A 17,778-nucleotide genomic window follows, 5' to 3' on the forward strand; every position below is an offset into this window, starting at 1 on the left:
TGGTCCGTGAAGGTTATCCGATGTGCAGCGGGTCGATCTGCACCCTGGCCGGCTCGTAGGTTTGCCGGGCGCTGAGCACACTGACGCCGCGGCGCAGCGCCGCCGCCAGCGCCAGCCCCTGCTGACGCGGCACCCGGACCAGCATTCGCGTCACCGGGGCGCCGGCCGGGGTTCCGGCGGGCCGGCGGACGCCGGCCGGAAGGTCCACCGGCCCAAGCAAATCGGCGTCAAACGATTCCTGATCGGACAGCCGGGCCGCGTCGAGCAGCGCGGCCACGGCGTCGGCCGTCCCGTCGACGGCGGCCATATGCACACTGGGCGGCAGACCGACCTCGGCCCGCGCCGTCACCTCCGCCTCCGCATGACCCACCGGATCCCACCGGATCAGCGATTGCACTGTGGGAAGGGAGGATTCGGCGACGACCATCACCACGCCGCCGTCGCCGCGGGCGCGCACCAGCGCGGCGGCGCTCATCCAGCGCCACAGCGCGTCCTCTGCCGCGCGCAGGTCCTGCCGGCCCAGCAGCGCCCAGGTGTCCAACAGCAACGCCGCCCCGTAACCACCGGACGCCTGCGGCTCGGCGCCCGGGGTGGCCACCACCAGAGCCGGGCCGGCCGCGACCTGGGGCACCACACCGTCGCCCGATGACGTGATCACCGCCGTGCCGGGAAACGCGCGGCCGAGTTCTTCGGCGGTGCGCCGCGCCCCGACGACGACGGCGCGCACCGCGTCCGACCCGCAGCGCGCACACCGCCGCGTCGGGTCGACCCGACCGCACCAGCGGCACAGCAGTGCGGCGCCGCCCTCCTGCAACGACAGGGGCCCCGTGCAGTGCCGGCAGCGGGCGACGGTCCGGCACCGCGCGCAGGCCAGCGACGGGACGTACCCCCGCCGCGGCACCTGGACCAGCACCGGCGCGTCGGCTTGCAGCGCCGATCGGGCGGCGCGCAGTGCGATGGACGGAACACGTGCCGTGCGCGCCGCCGGGTCGCGCTCGTCGGCGTAGCCGGTGTCGTCGAGGGCGATCACCCGCGGCGTGCGGGCGCGCACCACCGGCCGCGCCGCGACGATGTCGTGCGCCCAGCCGCTGCGCACCAGCGCATGGGCTTCGGCGGTGCGTGCATAGCCGCCGATCAGCGCCGCGCACCGGGCCTGATGCGCCCGCAGCATCGCCACCTCGCGGGCATGCGGATATGGCGCCCGCGGCTCGGCCAGGCTGTCGTCGGCGTCGGACCACACCATGACCAGCCCCAGATCGCTCAGCGGCGCGAACACCGCGCTGCGGGTGCCGATCACCAGCCGCGCGGAGCCGCGCAACGCCGCCAGCCAGCGCCGGTACCGGGCCGCCGGCCCCAGGCCGGCCGACAGGGCCACCACGCTGCGCTCGTCGATCCGCGTCGTCGCGGCCTGCCACAGCGCGTCCAGGTCGCGCTGATCGGGGACGATCGCCAGCACCGAACGGCCGGTCCGCACGGTTTGCGCGGCGGCCTCGGTGAACCGGTCCGTCCACGACTCACCCGGCAGCGCCTGCCAGACGGCCCGGGCCGCCCGCGATTCGGCCAGCGCGGCCAGGAACTGAGCGCCGCGGCCGTAACCGTCCCAGCCCCTCGGGTCGACGGGCTCCGGGACCGCCGAATCGCGGCTTTGCGGCGTTTCCCGCTCCACCCGGGCATGCCGGGCCGGCACCGCCAGGCGCAGCACGTCGGGACGGGTGCCGGCGTAGCGGGCGGCCACTGCATCGACCAGCCGGCGGATTTCCGGGGTGAGCACCGGTTCGGCCGACACGACGCGGTCCAGCCAGCCCAGCTTGCCGGGATGATCGGTGTCGTTGCGGCGCTCCAGCACGAATCCGTCGACCAGCCGGCCGTGGAAGCGCACCCGTACCCGTACCCCGGGCTGGGCGTCGTCGGATTGCTCGGCCGACACCACGTAGTCGAACTCCCGGTCCAGATGCGGCACCGACAGCATCGGCAGCACCCGGGCGATCGGCTCCACCTCGACGGGCGTGCGCGCGCTGGGGCTCACCGCGTCCCCGGACCGCGAATCATGTTGTCATCCAATGTTGTTACCGTCCGGGCCGCAGCGTACCGGACACCGGCGACAATCAGTTTTCGGCGGACGCCGGCGCGGTCCCGGCGGCCTCAGCGGGAAGCTCCCGGCCGAAGAAGAACCCGGCGGTGATCAAGATCTGCGCCGCGGCATACGACCACCAGATCGGCACGGCCAGCGCCTCGTTGCCCAGAATGAAGCGGCCGATGGCGATCATCGAGTCCGAGGCCGCGAAGCACACCGCTCCCACCGCCGTCCAGATCGTGGGCAGTTTGGCCAGCAGGGCCGTGCACACCATCGCGGTCAGCACCACGATGTAGACCGTCACCGGGAGCGTCAGCTTTTCCGGGCCCAGGTGGGGCCAGAACCAGACCAGCAGCGCGACCGACGCCGCACACATCAGCATCGCCGCGACGATGCGCACCGTCGATGGCCGCGCGTCGGGTGACCCCGCCGAGAATGCCGGGACCAGCGGGAGCAGCGCGGCCACAAAACACAAGTGCGCCAATAGGAATGCCGCCAGGCCCACCACGAACGACAGCGACCACCACGGGAGGGCCAGCGCCCAGTCGCCGATGGCCGAAAGCAGCAGCGCCGACATCAGCCACCGCCGCTCGCGCACCTTGGCGTGCCCCGCCGCGGCCAGCGTCAGCAAAAACGCCATCGAGGCCTTGAACGCCGGCTGCAACACCCAGTGCCCGGTCAGCTCCGTTCCCGGCGGCGAGCGCAGCGCCAGCACGGTCAGGTAGATGCCGTAGCCGAGGGCCACCCAGCCGGCCACCACCCAAGCGCCGGCCACCAGACGAGGTGCGTACGGTACGTCCATGCCCAGCTTGGATAACACAGCCGACGAGAAACCCGCTATCGACCCCATCCTGCAGAAGGTACTGGATGCGGTTCCCTTCCGGCTATCCACTGAAGACGGAATCGACGCAGCGCGGCAACGCTTCCGCGACCTGCCCCGCCGGCCACTGCATCCCGAGCTGCGCGTCGAGGACCGCACGATACCCGGGCCCGCCGGCCCTCTCGCGGTCCGGATCTATTGGCCACCAAGCCATTCCGATGACCATCCGGACGGCGCCGCGGCACCCGTCGTACTGTATTTCCACGGCGGCGGCTTCGTCATCGGCGACCTGGATACCCACGACGGCACCGCCCGTCAGCATGCGGTCGGCGCCGACGCGATCGTGGTGTCCGTCGACTACCGGCTGGCTCCCGAGCACCCCTACCCCGCCGCCGTCGAAGACGGTTGGGCCGCAACACTTTGGGTTGCCGAGAACGCCGCCGAACTGCACGGCGACCCGCGCCGGATCGCCGTCGCCGGGGATTCGGCCGGCGGCACCATCTCCGCCGCGGTTTCGCAGCGGGCGCGGGACCATGGCGCTCCGCCGATCGTGTTCCAGCTGTTGTGGTATCCGTCGACCATGTGGGATGCGTCGCTGCCGTCGTTCACCGAGAACGCCACCGCACCGATCCTGGACGTCAAGGCGGTCGCGGAGTTCTCTCGTTGGTACGCCGGGGAAGTCGACCTGTCCGATCCGCCGTCGGACATGGCGCCGGGGCGGGCCAGGGACCTGAGCAACCTGGCGCCGGCCTACATCGCCGTCGCCGGATACGACCCGCTGCGCGACGACGGCATCCGGTACGGCGAATTGCTGACCGCCGCCGGCGTCGCCGCCCGGGTACACAACGCGGAGACGCTGGTGCACGGCTACCTGGGCTATGCCGGCGTGGTGCCCGCGGCCACCGCGGCGCTGGAAAGCGGACTGACCGCGCTGCGGAACGCCCTACACCGGTGATCCCGCGGCGTACGGTGAACGCATGAGCGAGCCGACCACCGCCCGCCCCGCGATCGATCCCACGCTGAAGGCATTGCTCGACGCGTATCCGATGACCTTCCGCCAGGCCGACGGCGTCCAGGCCGCCCGCGCGCGCCTCAAGTTGCTCAAGGTGCCCGCGGAAATGCTGCCGGACCTGCGGCTCGAGAATCGCATGATCGCCCACGGCGAGGCCACCGACATCCCGGTGCGCATCTGCTGGCCCGACACCGACCTCGCCCCGCTGCCGGTGGTCGTCTTCTACCACGGCGGAGGGTTTTGCCTCGGCGACTTGGACACCCACGACCCGGTTGCCCGCGCGCACGCCGTCGGCGCCGAGGCCATCGTGGTGTCTGTCGGCTACCGGCTGGCCCCGGAGCATCCGTTCCCGGCGGGCGTGGACGACTGCTGGGCGGCCCTGCAATGGGTCGCCGAGCATGCGGCCGAACTCGGCGGAGACCCGAACAACATCGCCGTGGCCGGTGACTCGGCGGGCGGCAACCTCGCCGCAGTGACCGCGCTGTTGGCCCGCGATAACGGCGGGCCCGCACTGCGCTTCCAGTTGCTGTGGTACCCCACGGTCACCGCGGATCTGTCCCTGCCGTCGTACACCGAGAACGCCGACGCGCCGATTCTGAACCGTGAGGTGATCGACGCCTTTCTGGCCTGGTACGTCCCCGACCTCGATATCAGCGACCCGAAGGCGCTGCCCGCCACCATGGCCCCGGCGAACGCCGCGGACCTGTCCGGCGTGGCGCCCGCCTACATCGGCACCGCCGAACACGATCCGCTGCGCGACGACGGGGCCCGGTACGCCGAGCTGCTGGGCGCCGCCGGCGTCCCGGTCGAGCTGAGCAACGAGCCCACCCTGGTGCACGGGTTCGTCAGTTTCGCCCTGGCGATACCCGCCGCCGCCGAGGCCACCGAGCGGGGCCTGACGGCGCTTAACAAGGCGCTGCACCCGTAGGCAGGCGACGATGGTCACGCAGGAAGCCCAATCCCCCGACTATCACACGCTGATCATCGGCGCCGGCTTCTCCGGCATCGGCGCGGCCATCAACCTGGACCGGGCCGGGCTGCCCGACTACCTGATGATCGAAGCCGGCGACGGGGTCGGCGGGACCTGGCACTGGAACACCTATCCCGGTATCGCCGTGGACATTCCGTCGTTCTCTTACCAATTCTCCTTCGAGCAGAGCCGGCACTGGTCGCGCACCTACGCGCCGGGCCGAGAGCTCAAGGCCTATGCCGAACACTGCGCCGACAAGTACGGCATCCGATCGCGGATCCGCTTCAACACCAAGGTGCAAACCGCCGAGTTCGACGACGAGCATGGCGTGTGGCGGGTGCAGACCGACCCCGCGGGCGAAATCACCGCGCGGTTTCTGATCAGCGCCTGCGGGGTCCTGACGGTGCCCAACCTGCCCGACATCGACGGCGTGGACTCGTTCGGCGGCATCACCATGCACACCGCGCGCTGGGATCACGACCAGGACTTGCGCGGCAAGCGCGTCGCGGTGATCGGCACCGGCGCCTCGGCCGTGCAGGTGATTCCCGAAATCGCGCCGATCGTGTCGTCGCTCACGGTGTTTCAGCGCACGCCGATCTGGTGCTTCCCGAAGTTCGACGTCCCGCTGCCCGCGCCGGCGCGCTGGGCGATGCGAATTCCCGGGGGCAAGTCCCTGCAGCGCCTGCTCAGCCAGGCCTACGTGGAGCTCACCTTCCCCATCTCGGCGCACTACTTCACCGTCATCCCGCTGGCCAAGAGGATGGCCTCGCTGGGTAAGTCCTATCTGCGCCAACAGGTTCGGGATCCGGCCGTGCGCGAGCAGCTCACCCCGAAGTACGCGGTCGGCTGCAAACGCCCCGGCTTCCACAACGGTTACCTCGCCACGTTCAACCGCGACAACGTGCGGTTGGTCACCGAACCGATCGACAAGATCACCCCCGACGCGGTGGCCACCACGGACGGCGAGAACCACGAGATCGACGTGCTGATCCTGGCGACCGGCTTCAAGGTGATGGACCCCGACAACGTGCCGACGTTCGCCGTGATCGGAAGCGGTGGAAAGTCGTTGAGCCGCTTCTGGGATGAGCACCGGCTGCAGGCGTACGAGGGCGTCACCATCCCGGGGTTTCCCAACCTGTTCACCGTGTTCGGCCCGTACGGTTACGTCGGCTCCTCCTATTTCGCGCTGATCGAGGCGCAGACGCATCACATCGTGCGCTGCCTCAAGCGGGCCGAGCGGGTCGGCGCGACCCGCGTCGAGGTGAGCCAGGAGGCCAACGACCGCTACTTCGCCGAGATGATGCGCCGGCGGCCCCGGCAGATCTTCTGGCAGGACAGCTGCCGGCTGGCCAACAGCTACTACTTCGACAAGAACGGCGACGTGCCGTTGCGGCCAGGCACCACGCCGGAGGTGTACTGGCGCAGCCGGCGGTTCAGTCTGGACGACTACCGGTTCACCCGCTAGTCGGCGGCTAGGCTTCTCACGTGGCCAAGGAATTTGCGCGCATCGACCAGTCGCTTCGCGACTTCATCCGGGAGCAGGCCGTCTTCTTCGTCGCCACCGCTCCCACCGAGGGCGGGCGAATCAATCTGTCGCCCAAGGGATATCGCGACACGTTCGCGGTGCTCGACGAGCACACCGTCGCCTACCTCGATCTGTTCGGCAGCGGCGTGGAGACGGTCGCCCATTTGCGCGACAACGGCCGCATCACCGTGATGTTCTGCTCGTTCACCCGCAACTCGCGGATTCTGCGGCTGTTCGGCACCGGGCGGGTGGTTCGCCCGGACGACACCGAATTCGCCCAGCTGATGCGGCATTTCGGCGACCAGCATGCGGGGATCCGCACCATCATCGTGATCGATGTGGAGCGGATCGCCGACGCCTGCGGCTTCGCGGTGCCGCATTACGAGCTCGTCGACGAACGCCCGGTGCTTGCCGCCGTGCATCGCAAGGCCACCGATGAGCAGTTCGGCCGGCTGGTGGATCGCAACCAGCGCAGCATCGACGGACTACCCGCGCTGGATGCCGATCACCCGGCGCCGCGAGCGTCGCGCTAAATCGCGCGCTTGAGGTCGTCGACCTTGTTCAGCTGCTCCCAGGGCAGCTCGACGTCGGTACGGCCGAAGTGCCCGTAGGCGGCGGTCTGGGCGTAGATGGGGCGCAGCAGGTCCAGGTCGCGGATGATCGCACCGGGCCGCAGGTCGAACACCTCGGGCACGATCTTCTCGATCTTGACCGGATCGACCGTCGCGGTACCGAACGTCTCGATGAACAGCCCGACCGGGGCCGCCTTGCCGATGGCGTAGGCCACCTGCACCTCGACCCGCTCGGCCAGCCCGGCCGCGACGATGTTCTTGGCCACCCAACGCATCGCGTAGGCCGCCGAGCGGTCCACCTTGGACGGATCCTTGCCGGAGAACGCGCCACCGCCGTGACGGGCCCACCCGCCGTAGGTGTCGACGATGATCTTCCGGCCGGTCAACCCGGCGTCACCCATCGGCCCACCCAGGACGAACTTGCCGGTCGGATTGACCAGCACCCGCGTTGCCGACGAGTCCAGGGTGTCGTGGGCCAGCTCGTCGAGCACGGTCTTGAGCACGTGCCGGCGGATGTCGGGATCCAGCGTTTTCTCCAGGTCGACGCCCTCGGCGTGCTGGGTGGAGACCACCACGGTGTCCAGCCGCACCGGGACGTCGTCCTCGTACTCGATGGTGACCTGTGTCTTGCCGTCCGGGCGCAGGTAGGGCAGCGTGCCGTTCTTGCGCACCTCGGTCAGCTTGCGCGACAACCGGTGGGCCAGCGCGATCGGCAGCGGCATCCGCTCGGGGGTGTCATTGATCGCATAACCGAACATCAGACCCTGATCACCGGCGCCCTGGGCGTCCAGCGGGTCCGCGGCCCCCTCGACGCGCGCCTCGTGCGCGGTGTCCACACCCTGGGCGATGTCGGGCGACTGCGCACCGATACCGATGTTCACCCCGCACGACGCCCCGTCGAAGCCCTTGTCCGACGAGTCGTAACCGATGTCGAGGATGCGCTCACGAACCGTGTTGGTGATGTCGGCGAAGGCTTCCTTGGCCGTCGTCGTCACCTCACCGACCACGTGCACCTGCCCGGTGGTCACCAGCGTCTCGACCGCGACACGTGAACGAGGGTCCTGGGCCAGCAGCGCATCAAGGACCGAGTCGCTGATCGCGTCACAGATCTTGTCGGGATGTCCTTCAGTCACCGACTCACTGGTAAACAGGCGACCCTTTTCGCTCACAATGCCAATCCTTCCAAATAGTTAGTTAGCCGAATTATATCGGCTGGCGTCGGCCCGGCCAGCACCTGCCCCGGTGCCGAGAAGAACTCGACCGTTCTACCCGCTGCCCCCGTGCAGGAACGCGGCGATCGCATCCACGATACGACTGGCCATCAATGTCTTGGAGCCGTGCTGCAGCGCCGACTCGGTCCCGTCGGCCGCCAGCAGCCAACCGTCGTTGCTGTCCACCTCGAAGGCCCTGCCGTCGCCCACCGCGTTGACGACCAACAGATCGCAACCCTTGTTGCGCAGCTTCGCCCTCGCGTGAAACAGCACGTCGCCGTTGGCGTCACCGGTCTCGGCGGCGAACCCCACGATGGCCCGCATGCCGGGCAGTTCCCCGTTGGCGCGCGCCCGTACCGCACCGGCCAGCACGTCGTCGTTGCGGACCAGCTCGATGGTGGGCGGCCGGTCTTCATCCTGCGGGCCCTTTTTGATCTTGGCGGCCGCAACCCGGGCCGGCCGGAAGTCGGCGACGGCAGCGGCCATCACCAGCACGTCCGCCTCGGCCGCGTGTTTGGCCACGGCGTCACCCAGTTGCTCGGCCGAGCTGACGTGGACGACCTCGACGCCGGCGGGATCGATCAGCCCGGCGGTGTGCCCGGCGATCAGCGTGACCTCGGCGCCGCGCTGGGCGGCCACCCGCGCCACCGCGTAGCCCTGCTTGCCGGAGCTGCGGTTGCCGATGAAGCGCACCGGATCGACCGGTTCGCGGGTGCCCCCCGCGGTCACCAGCACCTTGCAGCCGGCGAGGTCGTAGGGCAGCGCGTCGTTTCGCTCGAGCAGCAGGTGAGCGAGGGTGGTGATCTCTTCGGCTTCGGGTAGCCGGCCCGACCCGCTGTCCGTTCCGGTGAGCCGGCCGGCGGCGGGTTCGAGGACCACCGCGCCCCGGCGGCGCAGGGTGGCCACGTTGTCCACGGTGGCGGGATGCAACCACATCTCGGTGTGCATGGCCGGCGCGAACAGCACCGGACATCGCGCGGTGAGCAGCGTGGCGGTCAACAGATCGTCGGCCCGGCCGTGCACCGCCCGGGCCAGCAGGTCCGCCGTGGCCGGCGCCACCACGACCAGGTCGGCCTGTTTGCCGAGCCGGACATGCGGAACCTCCGGCACGTCGTCGAACACGCCGGTATGCACCGGCTGACCGGAGAGCGCCTCAAACGTGGCGGCCCCGACGAAACGCAGCGCGGACTCGGTCGGGATGACGCGGACCGAGTGACCGGCCTCGGCGAGCTGACGCACGACGGTGCACGCCTTGTAGGCGGCGATACCGCCGGAGACGCCGACGATTACTCTCTTCGCGACCCGATCGCGGTTGTCCACAGCGCGCCCGGCCCGGCCCTGTTACTCGCCCTCGGTGTGCTCGAGCAGGTCGCCGTGGATCTCGCGCATCGCGATCGATAGCGGCTTCTCCTGCAGCCCCGGCTCGACCAGCGGACCGACGTATTCGAGGATGCCCTCACCGAGTTGGTTGTAGTAGTCGTTGATCTGACGGGCCCGCTTGGCGGCGTAGATCACCAGGGCGTACTTGCTCGAGACGCGGTCCAGCAGCTCGTCGATGGGCGGGTTGGTGATGCCCAGCGGGGTGTCGTATGCGCCCTGTCCCCCGGCGGACGGATCGAACCGGTCGGGGACGGCGGCCAATGCCGCGTCGGACTGCGGAATACTCACTTAGGTCAATCTCCTGGCGGATTAGAGCGGCTCTTGAACCGAAAAGCCACTGGAAAAGCTGAAAAATTCGGTGGTCAATCTTGCTGGGATGCGGTCCGGTTCCTGCTTTGGCCGGACGGTTCTTGCCGGCCCGGCGCAGTTCCCACCAGCAAGGATACCAATTCCGAGCAGGCTGACTCCAATTCACTGTTCACGACCACCCGGTCGAAGTCGTTTTGGGCCGCCATTTCGACGCGGGCGGTCTCCAGGCGCCGCCGCATGACCTCCGGCGACTCGGTGCCGCGGCCGACGAGCCTGGCCTCGAGGTCCTCCCAGCTGGGCGGCGCCAGAAACACCGCCAGGGCCTCGGGCATCGCCTGCTTGACGGCCCTGGCACCGGCCAGATCCACCTCGATCAGCACCGGCAGTCCGCGGGCCATCGCTGCCCGGACCGGTTCGGCCAGGGTGCCGGATCGGTGCAGTCCCGAGTGGATTTCGGCCCACTCCAGCAGCGCGCCCTCGTCGATGAGCTGCTGGAAACGGGCGGGGCTGACGAAGTGGTAATCGACGCCGTCGACCTCGCCGGGCCGCGGCGCCCGCGTCGTGGCCGAGACGCTGAAATGCAGGTCCGGGACCCGCTCACGCAGGCATCGGACCACAGTCGACTTGCCGACCGCGGAGGGACCGGACAGCACGACCACACGTCCGTTACCTGATGGTTCAGGACGTGTCCCGTGCTGGACGTCCGGTCCCCCGCCGGCGCTCACGGGCGCTCCTGGGCGGGTGCGCCCACGGCTCGGGTCGGATTGCCCGCCTTCTCCTCAGGCCATTCGGCCTGCATCGTCGGCGGCCGGGTTAGGAGCCGAACTTTTCCAGCAGGGCCTTGCGCTGACGATCACCGAGACCGCGCAGGCGGCGGGTGGGGGCGATCTCCAACTCAGTCATGATTTCCTGCGCCTTGACCTTGCCCACCTTGGGCAACGCCTCGAGAAGCGCGGAAACCTTCATCTTGCCCAGGACTTCGTCGGTCTCGGCGTCCTTGAGCACCTGGGTGAGGTTGGTGCCGCCACGCTTCAGGCGGTCTTTGAGCTCTGCTCGCGCTCGACGTGCGGCTGCCGCCTTCTCCAACGCGGCCGCGCGCTGCTCGTCGGTCAACTGGGGAAGGGCCACGATTCCTCCGTATCTGATCAATCAATTTCAATCGATCTCATTTTGTCTCGCCGGTACTTCTGCCAGCGCAGACGACCGTACTCAGGCCTCCTGACGAAATCTAACCCGACCCCCTGGTTAAGGGGGCAAAGTCCCAGCATGCACCGGCGTGTGGCCGGCCCGGGCGGCGCGGCAGCCGGCGTCGACGATGGCCGCGTCGGGCGCCGTCCGGGTGCCGGCACCCGCCCCGGTTCAGCGCGTTGTTGCACCGCCTACCTGGGCATTCGGCTTCCGGCGGGGCCGACGGCCGTGGTGCCGGTCCGTCCGGGGAGGCGCCTGCTGGCCACCGGCACGCCTGGTAAGAGGGATCACGGATTCTCTTGCGGCGTGTCGCGCGTGTCGCGCCGCCGGCCAAACGGCAGGCCAAAACCGCCGTCCGGCCCGATGAACCGGTCTCGGCGGGCGCGGGCGGCGCCCACGGCGGTCTGCGATCTCCGGATTCACGCGGGCCCGGGCACCGGCGGGGCGGGGCGGGCCGGCGCCGCGGGCCGCCGCCGCGCGGGGACGCCGGCCTAGCTGGGCCGCTGTCCGCAGGTCACGCGCGGGTCGTCCAGCAACCGACCGGGCCGCCGATGGACGTGGTGGCCGAGGTCGCCGGTCGGACCGGCCGCCGCGGCGCGCCTCCGCTCGGCGGCGGGCGTCGGAACCGACGCCGCGACCGAACCACCTCGGACGATCAGGGTTCGCTCACCCGAACAAATGGTGAACTTTCGCCAACCTCCAAGGGCCACAGGGGCGTTGATCGCCGACGGTTCGGCGCCACGCCGGATGTGCGCGGCGACGCCGGGTGCTCGATTCCCGCGGGAACCGGGCGAATATCGCGCCTATCGCCGCATCCGCGGACTGAGAATGACCGCGAGTCCGTACTTGCCGGACGGCGCCGCCGCCCCGTCCCATTTCAGCTAATCGGCGGTACGGAATCCGATACCATCGACGAGTGTCCAACCTGCGAATTCGCCAGGCGGCTGAGCTGCTCGGCGTCAGCGACGACACCGTGCGGCGCTGGATCAACCAGGGCACCCTGGCGGTCAGTCACGACGCCGCCGGCCGCAAGGTGATCGCCAGCGAGGACCTCGCGCAGTTCTCCCGCACCAATGCGCCCGCCCCGCCGGCCGACCCGCTCAGCATCGGCAGCTCGGCCCGCAATCGCTTCGTCGGGCTGGTCACGTCGGTGGTCAGCGACAAGGTGATGACCCAGGTGGAAATGCAATGCGGCCCGTTCACGGTCGTGTCGCTGATGAGCACGGAGGCCGCCGAGGAACTGCAGCTGCGTCCCGGCAGCGTCGCGGTGGCCGTCGTCAAGGCCACCACCGTCATCGTCGAAACCGCGCGGCCCAGCACCGCACTCGCGTCGGACTAGTCCCCGTCACATCGCCAGGTCGGCGACCGCGTCCAGCATCCGATCGGCCGCCGCCCGCAGCTGCGCCACGCCCGGCCCGGCCCGTAGCACCTCGCGGGCCACCGCGGGCAGCAGCTGACCGGGTGCCGCGCCGCCCAACCCGGCGAGCGCCTCGGGCCGCCCGCCCTGGACACCCAGCCCGGGCACCAGGACCGGACCGCCGAGCGCGCTGAGATCGGGCGCCTGCAACACCGTCGCGCCCACCACCACGCCCACATAGCCCGGCCCGGACGGCGTCGCGGAGCGGTTCACCACCGCCGCCTGATCGACGACCAGCTGGGCCACGGTGCGGCCGTCGAAGGCGGCACGCTGCACCGTCGCCCCCTCCGGGTTGGAGGTGGCCGCCAGCACGAACACCCCGCGGTCGTGCGCCGCGGCGGCCTCCAGCAGCGGCCGCAGCGAGCCGAACCCCAGGTACGGGGTGGCCGTCACGGCGTCGGCGGCCAGCGGCGAATCACCCGCCCAGGCGGCGGCGTACGCCGCCATCGTGGTGCCGATGTCGCCCCGTTTGGCGTCGGCCAGTACCAGCACCCCCGCCGAGCGCAGCGCCGCGATGGTGCGTTCCAGCACCGCGAATCCGGCGGCGCCGTACGTCTCGAAGAACGCCACTTGCGGTTTGACGACGGCGTATCCGGAAAACGCCTCGATGCAGATGTCGCAGAACGCGGCCAGACCGTCAGCGGTGGTGGGCAGTCCCCACGCGCGCAGCAGCTCGGGATGCGGGTCGATGCCCACGCACAGCGGCCCCCGTTCCGCCTTCGCGCCCGCCAGCCGGACGCCGAACCCGGTCACCGATCCCCGTTGCCGGGCGCGCCGCCCTGAGCGATCTGGCTGTGCAATTCTTGCAGGCTACGCACGCCGATGTCGCCGCGGATGCCCGCTTCGATGCCCTGCACGGCGGCCGAGGCGCCCTGCACCGTGGTGACGCACGGGATGTTGACCGACACGGCGGCCGAACGGATTTCGTAGCCGTCGATGCGTGGACCGGAGTTGCCGTAGGGCGTGTTGATCACCATGTCGACCTCGCCGGCCTTGATGGCGTCGACGGCCGAGATCTCGGGTCGGCCGGGCTGCGGGTCCTCGAAGTGCTTGCGCACCTCGTCGCAGGGAATCCCGTTGCGGCGCAGCATCTCCGCGGTTCCCTCGGTGGCAAGGACGCGAAATCCCAGGTCGGCCAGCCGCTTGACGGGGAACACCAGCGAGCGCTTGTCCCGGTTGGCGACCGACACGAAGATGGTGCCCCGGGCGGGCAGCGAACCGTACGCGGCGGTCTGGCTCTTGGCGAAGGCGCTGCCGAAGTCGCGGTCGATACCCATCACCTCGCCGGTGGATTTCATCTCCGGGCCGAGAAGCGAGTCGATGGCGGCGCCGTCGATGCGGCGGAACCGGTGGAAGGGCAGCACGGCTTCCTTGACCGCGATCGGAGCGTTCTGCGCGGCATGAGCGCCGTCGCCGGACGCCGCCAGCAGTCCCTCCTCGCGGAGCTGGGCGATGCTGGCCCCCAACATGACCCGGGCGCACGCCTTGGCGAGCGGGATCGCGGTGGCCTTCGACACGAACGGCACCGTGCGGCTGGCCCGCGGGTTGGCCTCCAGGACGTAGAGCACGTCGTCCTTGAGCGCATACTGCACGTTGAGCAGGCCCACGACGCCGATGCCGTGCGCGATGGCCTCGGTGGCGCGGCGCACCTTCTCGATGTCGCTGCGGCCCAGCGTGACCGGCGGCAGCGCGCACGCCGAGTCGCCGGAGTGGATGCCGGCCTCCTCGATGTGCTCCATGATGCCGCCGATGTAGACCTCGGCGCCGTCGCACAGCGCGTCCACGTCGATCTCCACCGCGTCCTCGAGGAAGCGGTCGACGAGCACCGGATGCTCGGGGGAGAGTTCGGTGGCGCGGGTGATGTAGCCCCGCAGCGTCTCCTCGTCGTAGACGATCTCCATGCCCCGGCCGCCCAGCACGTAGGACGGCCGCACCAGCACCGGGTAGCCGATGTCTTCGGCGATCCGTCGGGCCTGGGCGAAACTCGTTGCGGTGCCGTACTTCGGCGCGGGCAGGCCGGCCGCGGTGAGCACGTCGCCGAAGGCGCCGCGGTCCTCGGCCAGGTCGATGGCCTCCGGCGGGGTCCCGACGATCGGCACGCCGGCGTCGGCCAGGCGCTGCGCCAGCCCGAGCGGGGTCTGGCCGCCGAGTTGCACGATCACCCCGACCACACCGGGGCCGTCACCGGCCGACTGCTGCTCGGCGCGGAACACCTCGAGCACGTCTTCAAAAGTCAGCGGCTCGAAGTACAGCCGGTCCGCGGTGTCGTAGTCGGTGGACACCGTCTCCGGGTTGCAGTTGACCATCACGGTCTCAAAGCCGGCCTGCGACAAGGTGGTTGCCGCGTGCACGCAGCTGTAGTCGAATTCGATGCCCTGGCCGATCCGGTTGGGTCCCGATCCCAGGATCAGCACCTTGGGCTTCTCGGTCTGCGGGGCCACCTCCGTTTCGGCGGCGGGATCCAGTTCGTAGCTGCTGTAGTGATACGGCGTCTTGGCCTCGAATTCGGCCGCGCAGGTATCGACGGTCTTGTACACCGGGTGCACACCAAGCCGCTCGCGCAGCGACCGCACGCCGTTCTCGCCGGCCAATTCGGGCCGCAGCGCGGCGATCTGCCGGTCCGACAACCCGCTGTGCTTACCGCGGCGCAGCAGGTCGGCGTCGAGCACCGGGGCGGCGATCAGCTCCGCGCGCAACTCGACCAGCTCGCCGATCTGTGCGACGAACCACGGGTCGACTCCGCTGGCCTCGGCGACCTGCTCCACCGGCGCGCCCAGCCGCAGCGCCAGTTCGATGTCGTAGAGCCGGCCCTCGGTCGGCGTCCGCAGCCGGGCCAGCACCTCGGCCGGCCCATTTTCGGCCGCCGCCGGATCGTCCGGCTTGGTCCAGAAGCCGGCGCGAGTGGTCTCCAGCGACCGCATCACCTTGCCCAGCGCTTCAATGAAGTTGCGGCCCAACGACATTGCCTCGCCAACAGATTTCATGGTGGTGGTCAGCGTGGGATCGGCACCCGGGAACTTCTCGAACGCGAACCGCGGAGCCTTGACCACCACGTAGTCCAGGGTGGGCTCGAAGCAGGCCGGCGTCTCCTTGGTGATGTCGTTGACGATCTCGTCGAGCGTGTACCCGATGGCGAGCTTGGCGGCGATCTTGGCGATGGGAAAACCGGTGGCCTTGGACGCCAGCGCGCTGGACCGCGACACCCGCGGGTTCATCTCGATGACGATCAGCCGGCCGTCGACCGGGTTGATCGCGAACTGGATGTTGCAGCCGCCGGTGTCCACCCCGACCTCGCGCAGGATCGCGATGCCCAGGTCGCGCATCCGCTGGTATTCCCGGTCGGTCAGCGTCATCGCCGGCGCGACGGTGACCGAGTCGCCGGTGTGCACCCCCATCGGGTCGAAGTTCTCGATCGAGCACACCACGACCACGTTGTCGTTGCCGTCGCGCATCAGCTCGAGTTCGAATTCCTTCCAGCCGTAGATCGATTCCTCGATCAGCACGTTGGCGCTGGGGCTTTCCGCCAGTCCGGCGCCGGCCATCCGGTCGACCTCCTCGACGGATCGCGCCATGCCCGAACCCAGGCCGCCCATGGTGAAGCTGGGCCGCACCACGACCGGCAGGCCGAGCTCCTCGACCGTCTCGCGGACCTCCTCCATGGTGAAACAGACTCGGCTGCGGGCGGATTCACCGCCCACCTTGGCGACGATGTCTTTGAACATCTGCCGGTCCTCGCCGCGCTGGATGGCGTCGAAGTCGGCACCGATGAGCTCGACGCCGTGGCGCTCCAGCGCCCCGTTCTCGTACAGCGCAACAGCGGTGTTCAGCGCGGTCTGCCCACCCAGGGTGGCCAGCAGCGCGTCGATCTTGTTGCCGCGCTCGGCCTGCTGGGCGATCACCTTCTCCACGAAGGCGGCGGTGATCGGCTCGACGTAGGTGTGGTCGGCGTATTCGGGGTCGGTCATGATGGTCGCCGGGTTGGAGTTGACCAGGCTGACCTGCAGGCCCTCGGCCCGCAGCACCCGGCACGCCTGCGTGCCGGAGTAGTCGAATTCGCAGGCCTGCCCGATCACGATCGGACCCGAGCCGATCACCAGCACGTGACGCAGGTCGGTACGACGCGGCACTACCGCTCCCTTCCGCGGTTTGCGGCCGCCATCAGGTCGATGAATTGGTCGAACAAGTACTCCGCATCGTGCGGCCCACCCGCGGCCTCGGGGTGGTACTGGACCGAGAAAGCTTGCCCGTCCTTGAGTTTGACGCCTTCGACCACTCCGTCGTTGGCGCAGGTGTGGCTGACCACCGCCGAGCCGAACGGCGTGTCGAAGGACTGACCGGCCTCCCCCTCGAGCGCGAAGCCGTGGTTCTGGGCGGTCACGGCCACCCGGCCGGTGGCGTGGTCGATCACCGGGATGTTGATGCCGCGGTGGCCGAACACCATCTTGTAGGTGGACAGTCCCAGCGCCCGGCCCAGAATCTGATTGCCGAAACAGATGCCGAACAACGGGATCCCGGCGCCCAGCACCTCGCGGGTGACGGCGACAACGTGATCGGCGGTGGCAGGGTCACCGGGGCCGTTGGACAAGAACACGCCATCGGGCTTGATGTCGACGATCTGCTCGTAGGTTGCCGACGATGCCAGCACGTGGGTGCGGACGCCCCGGCGGGCGAAGTTGCGCGGCGTGTTCGTCTTGATCCCCAGGTCCAGCGCGGCCACCGTGAACCGATGCGGGCCTTCGGATTCCACGATGTAGGGCTCCGGCGTGCTGACCTCGCCGGCCAGGTCGGCCCCCAGCATCGACTGCTGGCCGCGTACCCGCTGCAGCAGTTCGTCCGCATCGGCGAGCGCGTCACCGGAGAACACCCCCGCCTTCATCGAGCCGCGGGTGCGCAGGTGCCGCACCACCGCGCGGGTGTCGATGCCGGCGATCCCCACGATGTGCTGGCGTACCAGTTCGTCCTCCAGGGTTCCGGTGGCCCGCCAGTTGGACGGGCGCGGCGACGGATCGCGCACGGCGTAGCCGGCCACCCAGATCTTGTCGCCGCGGCTCTCGGCGTCCTCGCCATTCCAGCCGGTATTGCCGATCTGCGGCGCGGTGGCCACCACGATCTGCCGGTGATAACTCGGATCCGTCAGCGTCTCCTGGTAGCCGGACATGCCGGTGGAGAACACGGCCTCGCCCAGCGTCTGGCCGACCTTGCCGAACGGCCTGCCGGTGAAGACGCGCCCGTCCTCGAGTACCAATTGCGCTTTTGTCACGAGCGCCGCTCCTCTTCATCGCTTTGCTCTGCATCGTCGA

Annotated in this window: 15 protein-coding genes; 5 read left to right on the forward strand and 10 right to left on the reverse strand. The window is 69.7% G+C overall.

What is annotated here, in order from left to right; all coding sequences use genetic code 11:
* Positions 1-13 precede the first annotated feature (13 nt).
* Both ACIUM1_RS04260 and ACIUM1_RS04265 read right to left on the reverse strand, forming a co-directional pair.
* Positions 14-2,026 (reverse strand): primosomal protein N', encoded by a 2,013-nt coding sequence (locus tag ACIUM1_RS04260; RefSeq protein WP_406816028.1) that lies wholly within the window; start codon positions 2,024-2,026, stop codon positions 14-16.
* Between the two features lie 79 nt (positions 2,027-2,105).
* The gene (locus ACIUM1_RS04265) at positions 2,106-2,876 is read right to left on the reverse strand and encodes a lysoplasmalogenase (RefSeq protein WP_406816029.1); all 771 of its coding nucleotides are present in this window, start codon (positions 2,874-2,876) and stop codon (positions 2,106-2,108) included.
* Between ACIUM1_RS04265 and ACIUM1_RS04270 the strand changes: the two genes are divergently transcribed.
* From ACIUM1_RS04270 to ACIUM1_RS04285, 4 genes are read left to right on the forward strand one after another with little or no spacing between them, the layout of a single operon-like run.
* Positions 2,875-3,849: an alpha/beta hydrolase gene (locus tag ACIUM1_RS04270; RefSeq protein ID WP_406816030.1), complete on the forward strand. Its 975-nt coding sequence runs from the start codon at positions 2,875-2,877 to the stop codon at positions 3,847-3,849. The genes ACIUM1_RS04265 and ACIUM1_RS04270 overlap by 2 nt on opposite strands.
* 22 nt (positions 3,850-3,871) lie before the next feature.
* The gene (locus ACIUM1_RS04275) at positions 3,872-4,834 is read left to right on the forward strand and encodes an alpha/beta hydrolase (RefSeq protein ID WP_406816031.1); all 963 of its coding nucleotides are present in this window, start codon (positions 3,872-3,874) and stop codon (positions 4,832-4,834) included.
* A 10-nt stretch (positions 4,835-4,844) separates the two neighbouring features.
* Positions 4,845-6,341: a flavin-containing monooxygenase gene (locus tag ACIUM1_RS04280; protein ID WP_406816032.1), complete on the forward strand. Its 1,497-nt coding sequence runs from the start codon at positions 4,845-4,847 to the stop codon at positions 6,339-6,341.
* Between the two features lie 20 nt (positions 6,342-6,361).
* Positions 6,362-6,934, forward strand: coding sequence for a pyridoxamine 5'-phosphate oxidase family protein (locus tag ACIUM1_RS04285; protein ID WP_406816033.1), 573 nt, complete (start codon positions 6,362-6,364; stop codon positions 6,932-6,934).
* Here ACIUM1_RS04285 and metK read toward each other — a convergent pair.
* The 5 genes from metK to mihF form a co-directional block, all read right to left on the reverse strand.
* Positions 6,931-8,142 (reverse strand): methionine adenosyltransferase, encoded by a 1,212-nt coding sequence (metK, locus tag ACIUM1_RS04290; protein ID WP_406816034.1) that lies wholly within the window; start codon positions 8,140-8,142, stop codon positions 6,931-6,933. The two genes, ACIUM1_RS04285 and metK, sit on opposite strands and share 4 nt — an antisense overlap.
* A gap of 96 nt (positions 8,143-8,238) precedes the next feature.
* A complete protein-coding gene (gene coaBC / locus ACIUM1_RS04295; RefSeq protein WP_406816035.1) occupies positions 8,239-9,504 on the reverse strand; it encodes a bifunctional phosphopantothenoylcysteine decarboxylase/phosphopantothenate--cysteine ligase CoaBC in 1,266 nt (421 codons plus the stop codon).
* A 21-nt stretch (positions 9,505-9,525) separates the two neighbouring features.
* Positions 9,526-9,852, reverse strand: a complete 327-nt coding sequence (rpoZ, locus tag ACIUM1_RS04300; protein WP_067142516.1) for a DNA-directed RNA polymerase subunit omega — start codon at positions 9,850-9,852, stop codon at positions 9,526-9,528.
* Positions 9,853-9,926: 74 nt separating this feature from the next.
* Positions 9,927-10,598, reverse strand: coding sequence for a guanylate kinase (gene gmk / locus ACIUM1_RS04305; protein ID WP_406816036.1), 672 nt, complete (start codon positions 10,596-10,598; stop codon positions 9,927-9,929).
* A gap of 88 nt (positions 10,599-10,686) precedes the next feature.
* On the reverse strand, positions 10,687-11,001 hold the full coding sequence (mihF, locus tag ACIUM1_RS04310; protein ID WP_007171927.1) for an integration host factor, actinobacterial type: 315 nt from the start codon (positions 10,999-11,001) through the stop codon (positions 10,687-10,689).
* Between the two features lie 976 nt (positions 11,002-11,977).
* On the opposite strand from mihF, the gene ACIUM1_RS04315 reads away from it, so the two are divergent.
* Positions 11,978-12,400, forward strand: coding sequence for a molybdopterin-binding protein (locus tag ACIUM1_RS04315; protein WP_406816037.1), 423 nt, complete (start codon positions 11,978-11,980; stop codon positions 12,398-12,400).
* Between the two features lie 6 nt (positions 12,401-12,406).
* Here the strand turns inward: ACIUM1_RS04315 and pyrF are convergent, their stop codons facing one another.
* The 3 genes from pyrF to carA are packed head-to-tail and all read right to left on the reverse strand — an operon-like array spanning position 12,407 to position 17,738.
* Positions 12,407-13,231, reverse strand: a complete 825-nt coding sequence (pyrF, locus tag ACIUM1_RS04320) for an orotidine-5'-phosphate decarboxylase (protein ID WP_406816038.1) — start codon at positions 13,229-13,231, stop codon at positions 12,407-12,409.
* The gene (carB, locus tag ACIUM1_RS04325; RefSeq protein WP_406816039.1) at positions 13,228-16,605 is read right to left on the reverse strand and encodes a carbamoyl-phosphate synthase large subunit; all 3,378 of its coding nucleotides are present in this window, start codon (positions 16,603-16,605) and stop codon (positions 13,228-13,230) included. Before carB ends, pyrF begins: the two co-directional genes overlap by 4 nt.
* Entirely contained in the window at positions 16,605-17,738 is a 1,134-nt protein-coding gene (carA, locus tag ACIUM1_RS04330) for a glutamine-hydrolyzing carbamoyl-phosphate synthase small subunit (protein ID WP_406816040.1), read from the reverse strand. The genes carB and carA overlap by 1 nt, the downstream gene beginning before the upstream one ends.
* Between the last annotated feature and the right edge of the window lie 40 nt (positions 17,739-17,778).

Source organism: Mycobacterium sp. M23085 (genome assembly GCF_045343915.1).
Taxonomy (GTDB): domain Bacteria; phylum Actinomycetota; class Actinomycetes; order Mycobacteriales; family Mycobacteriaceae; genus Mycobacterium.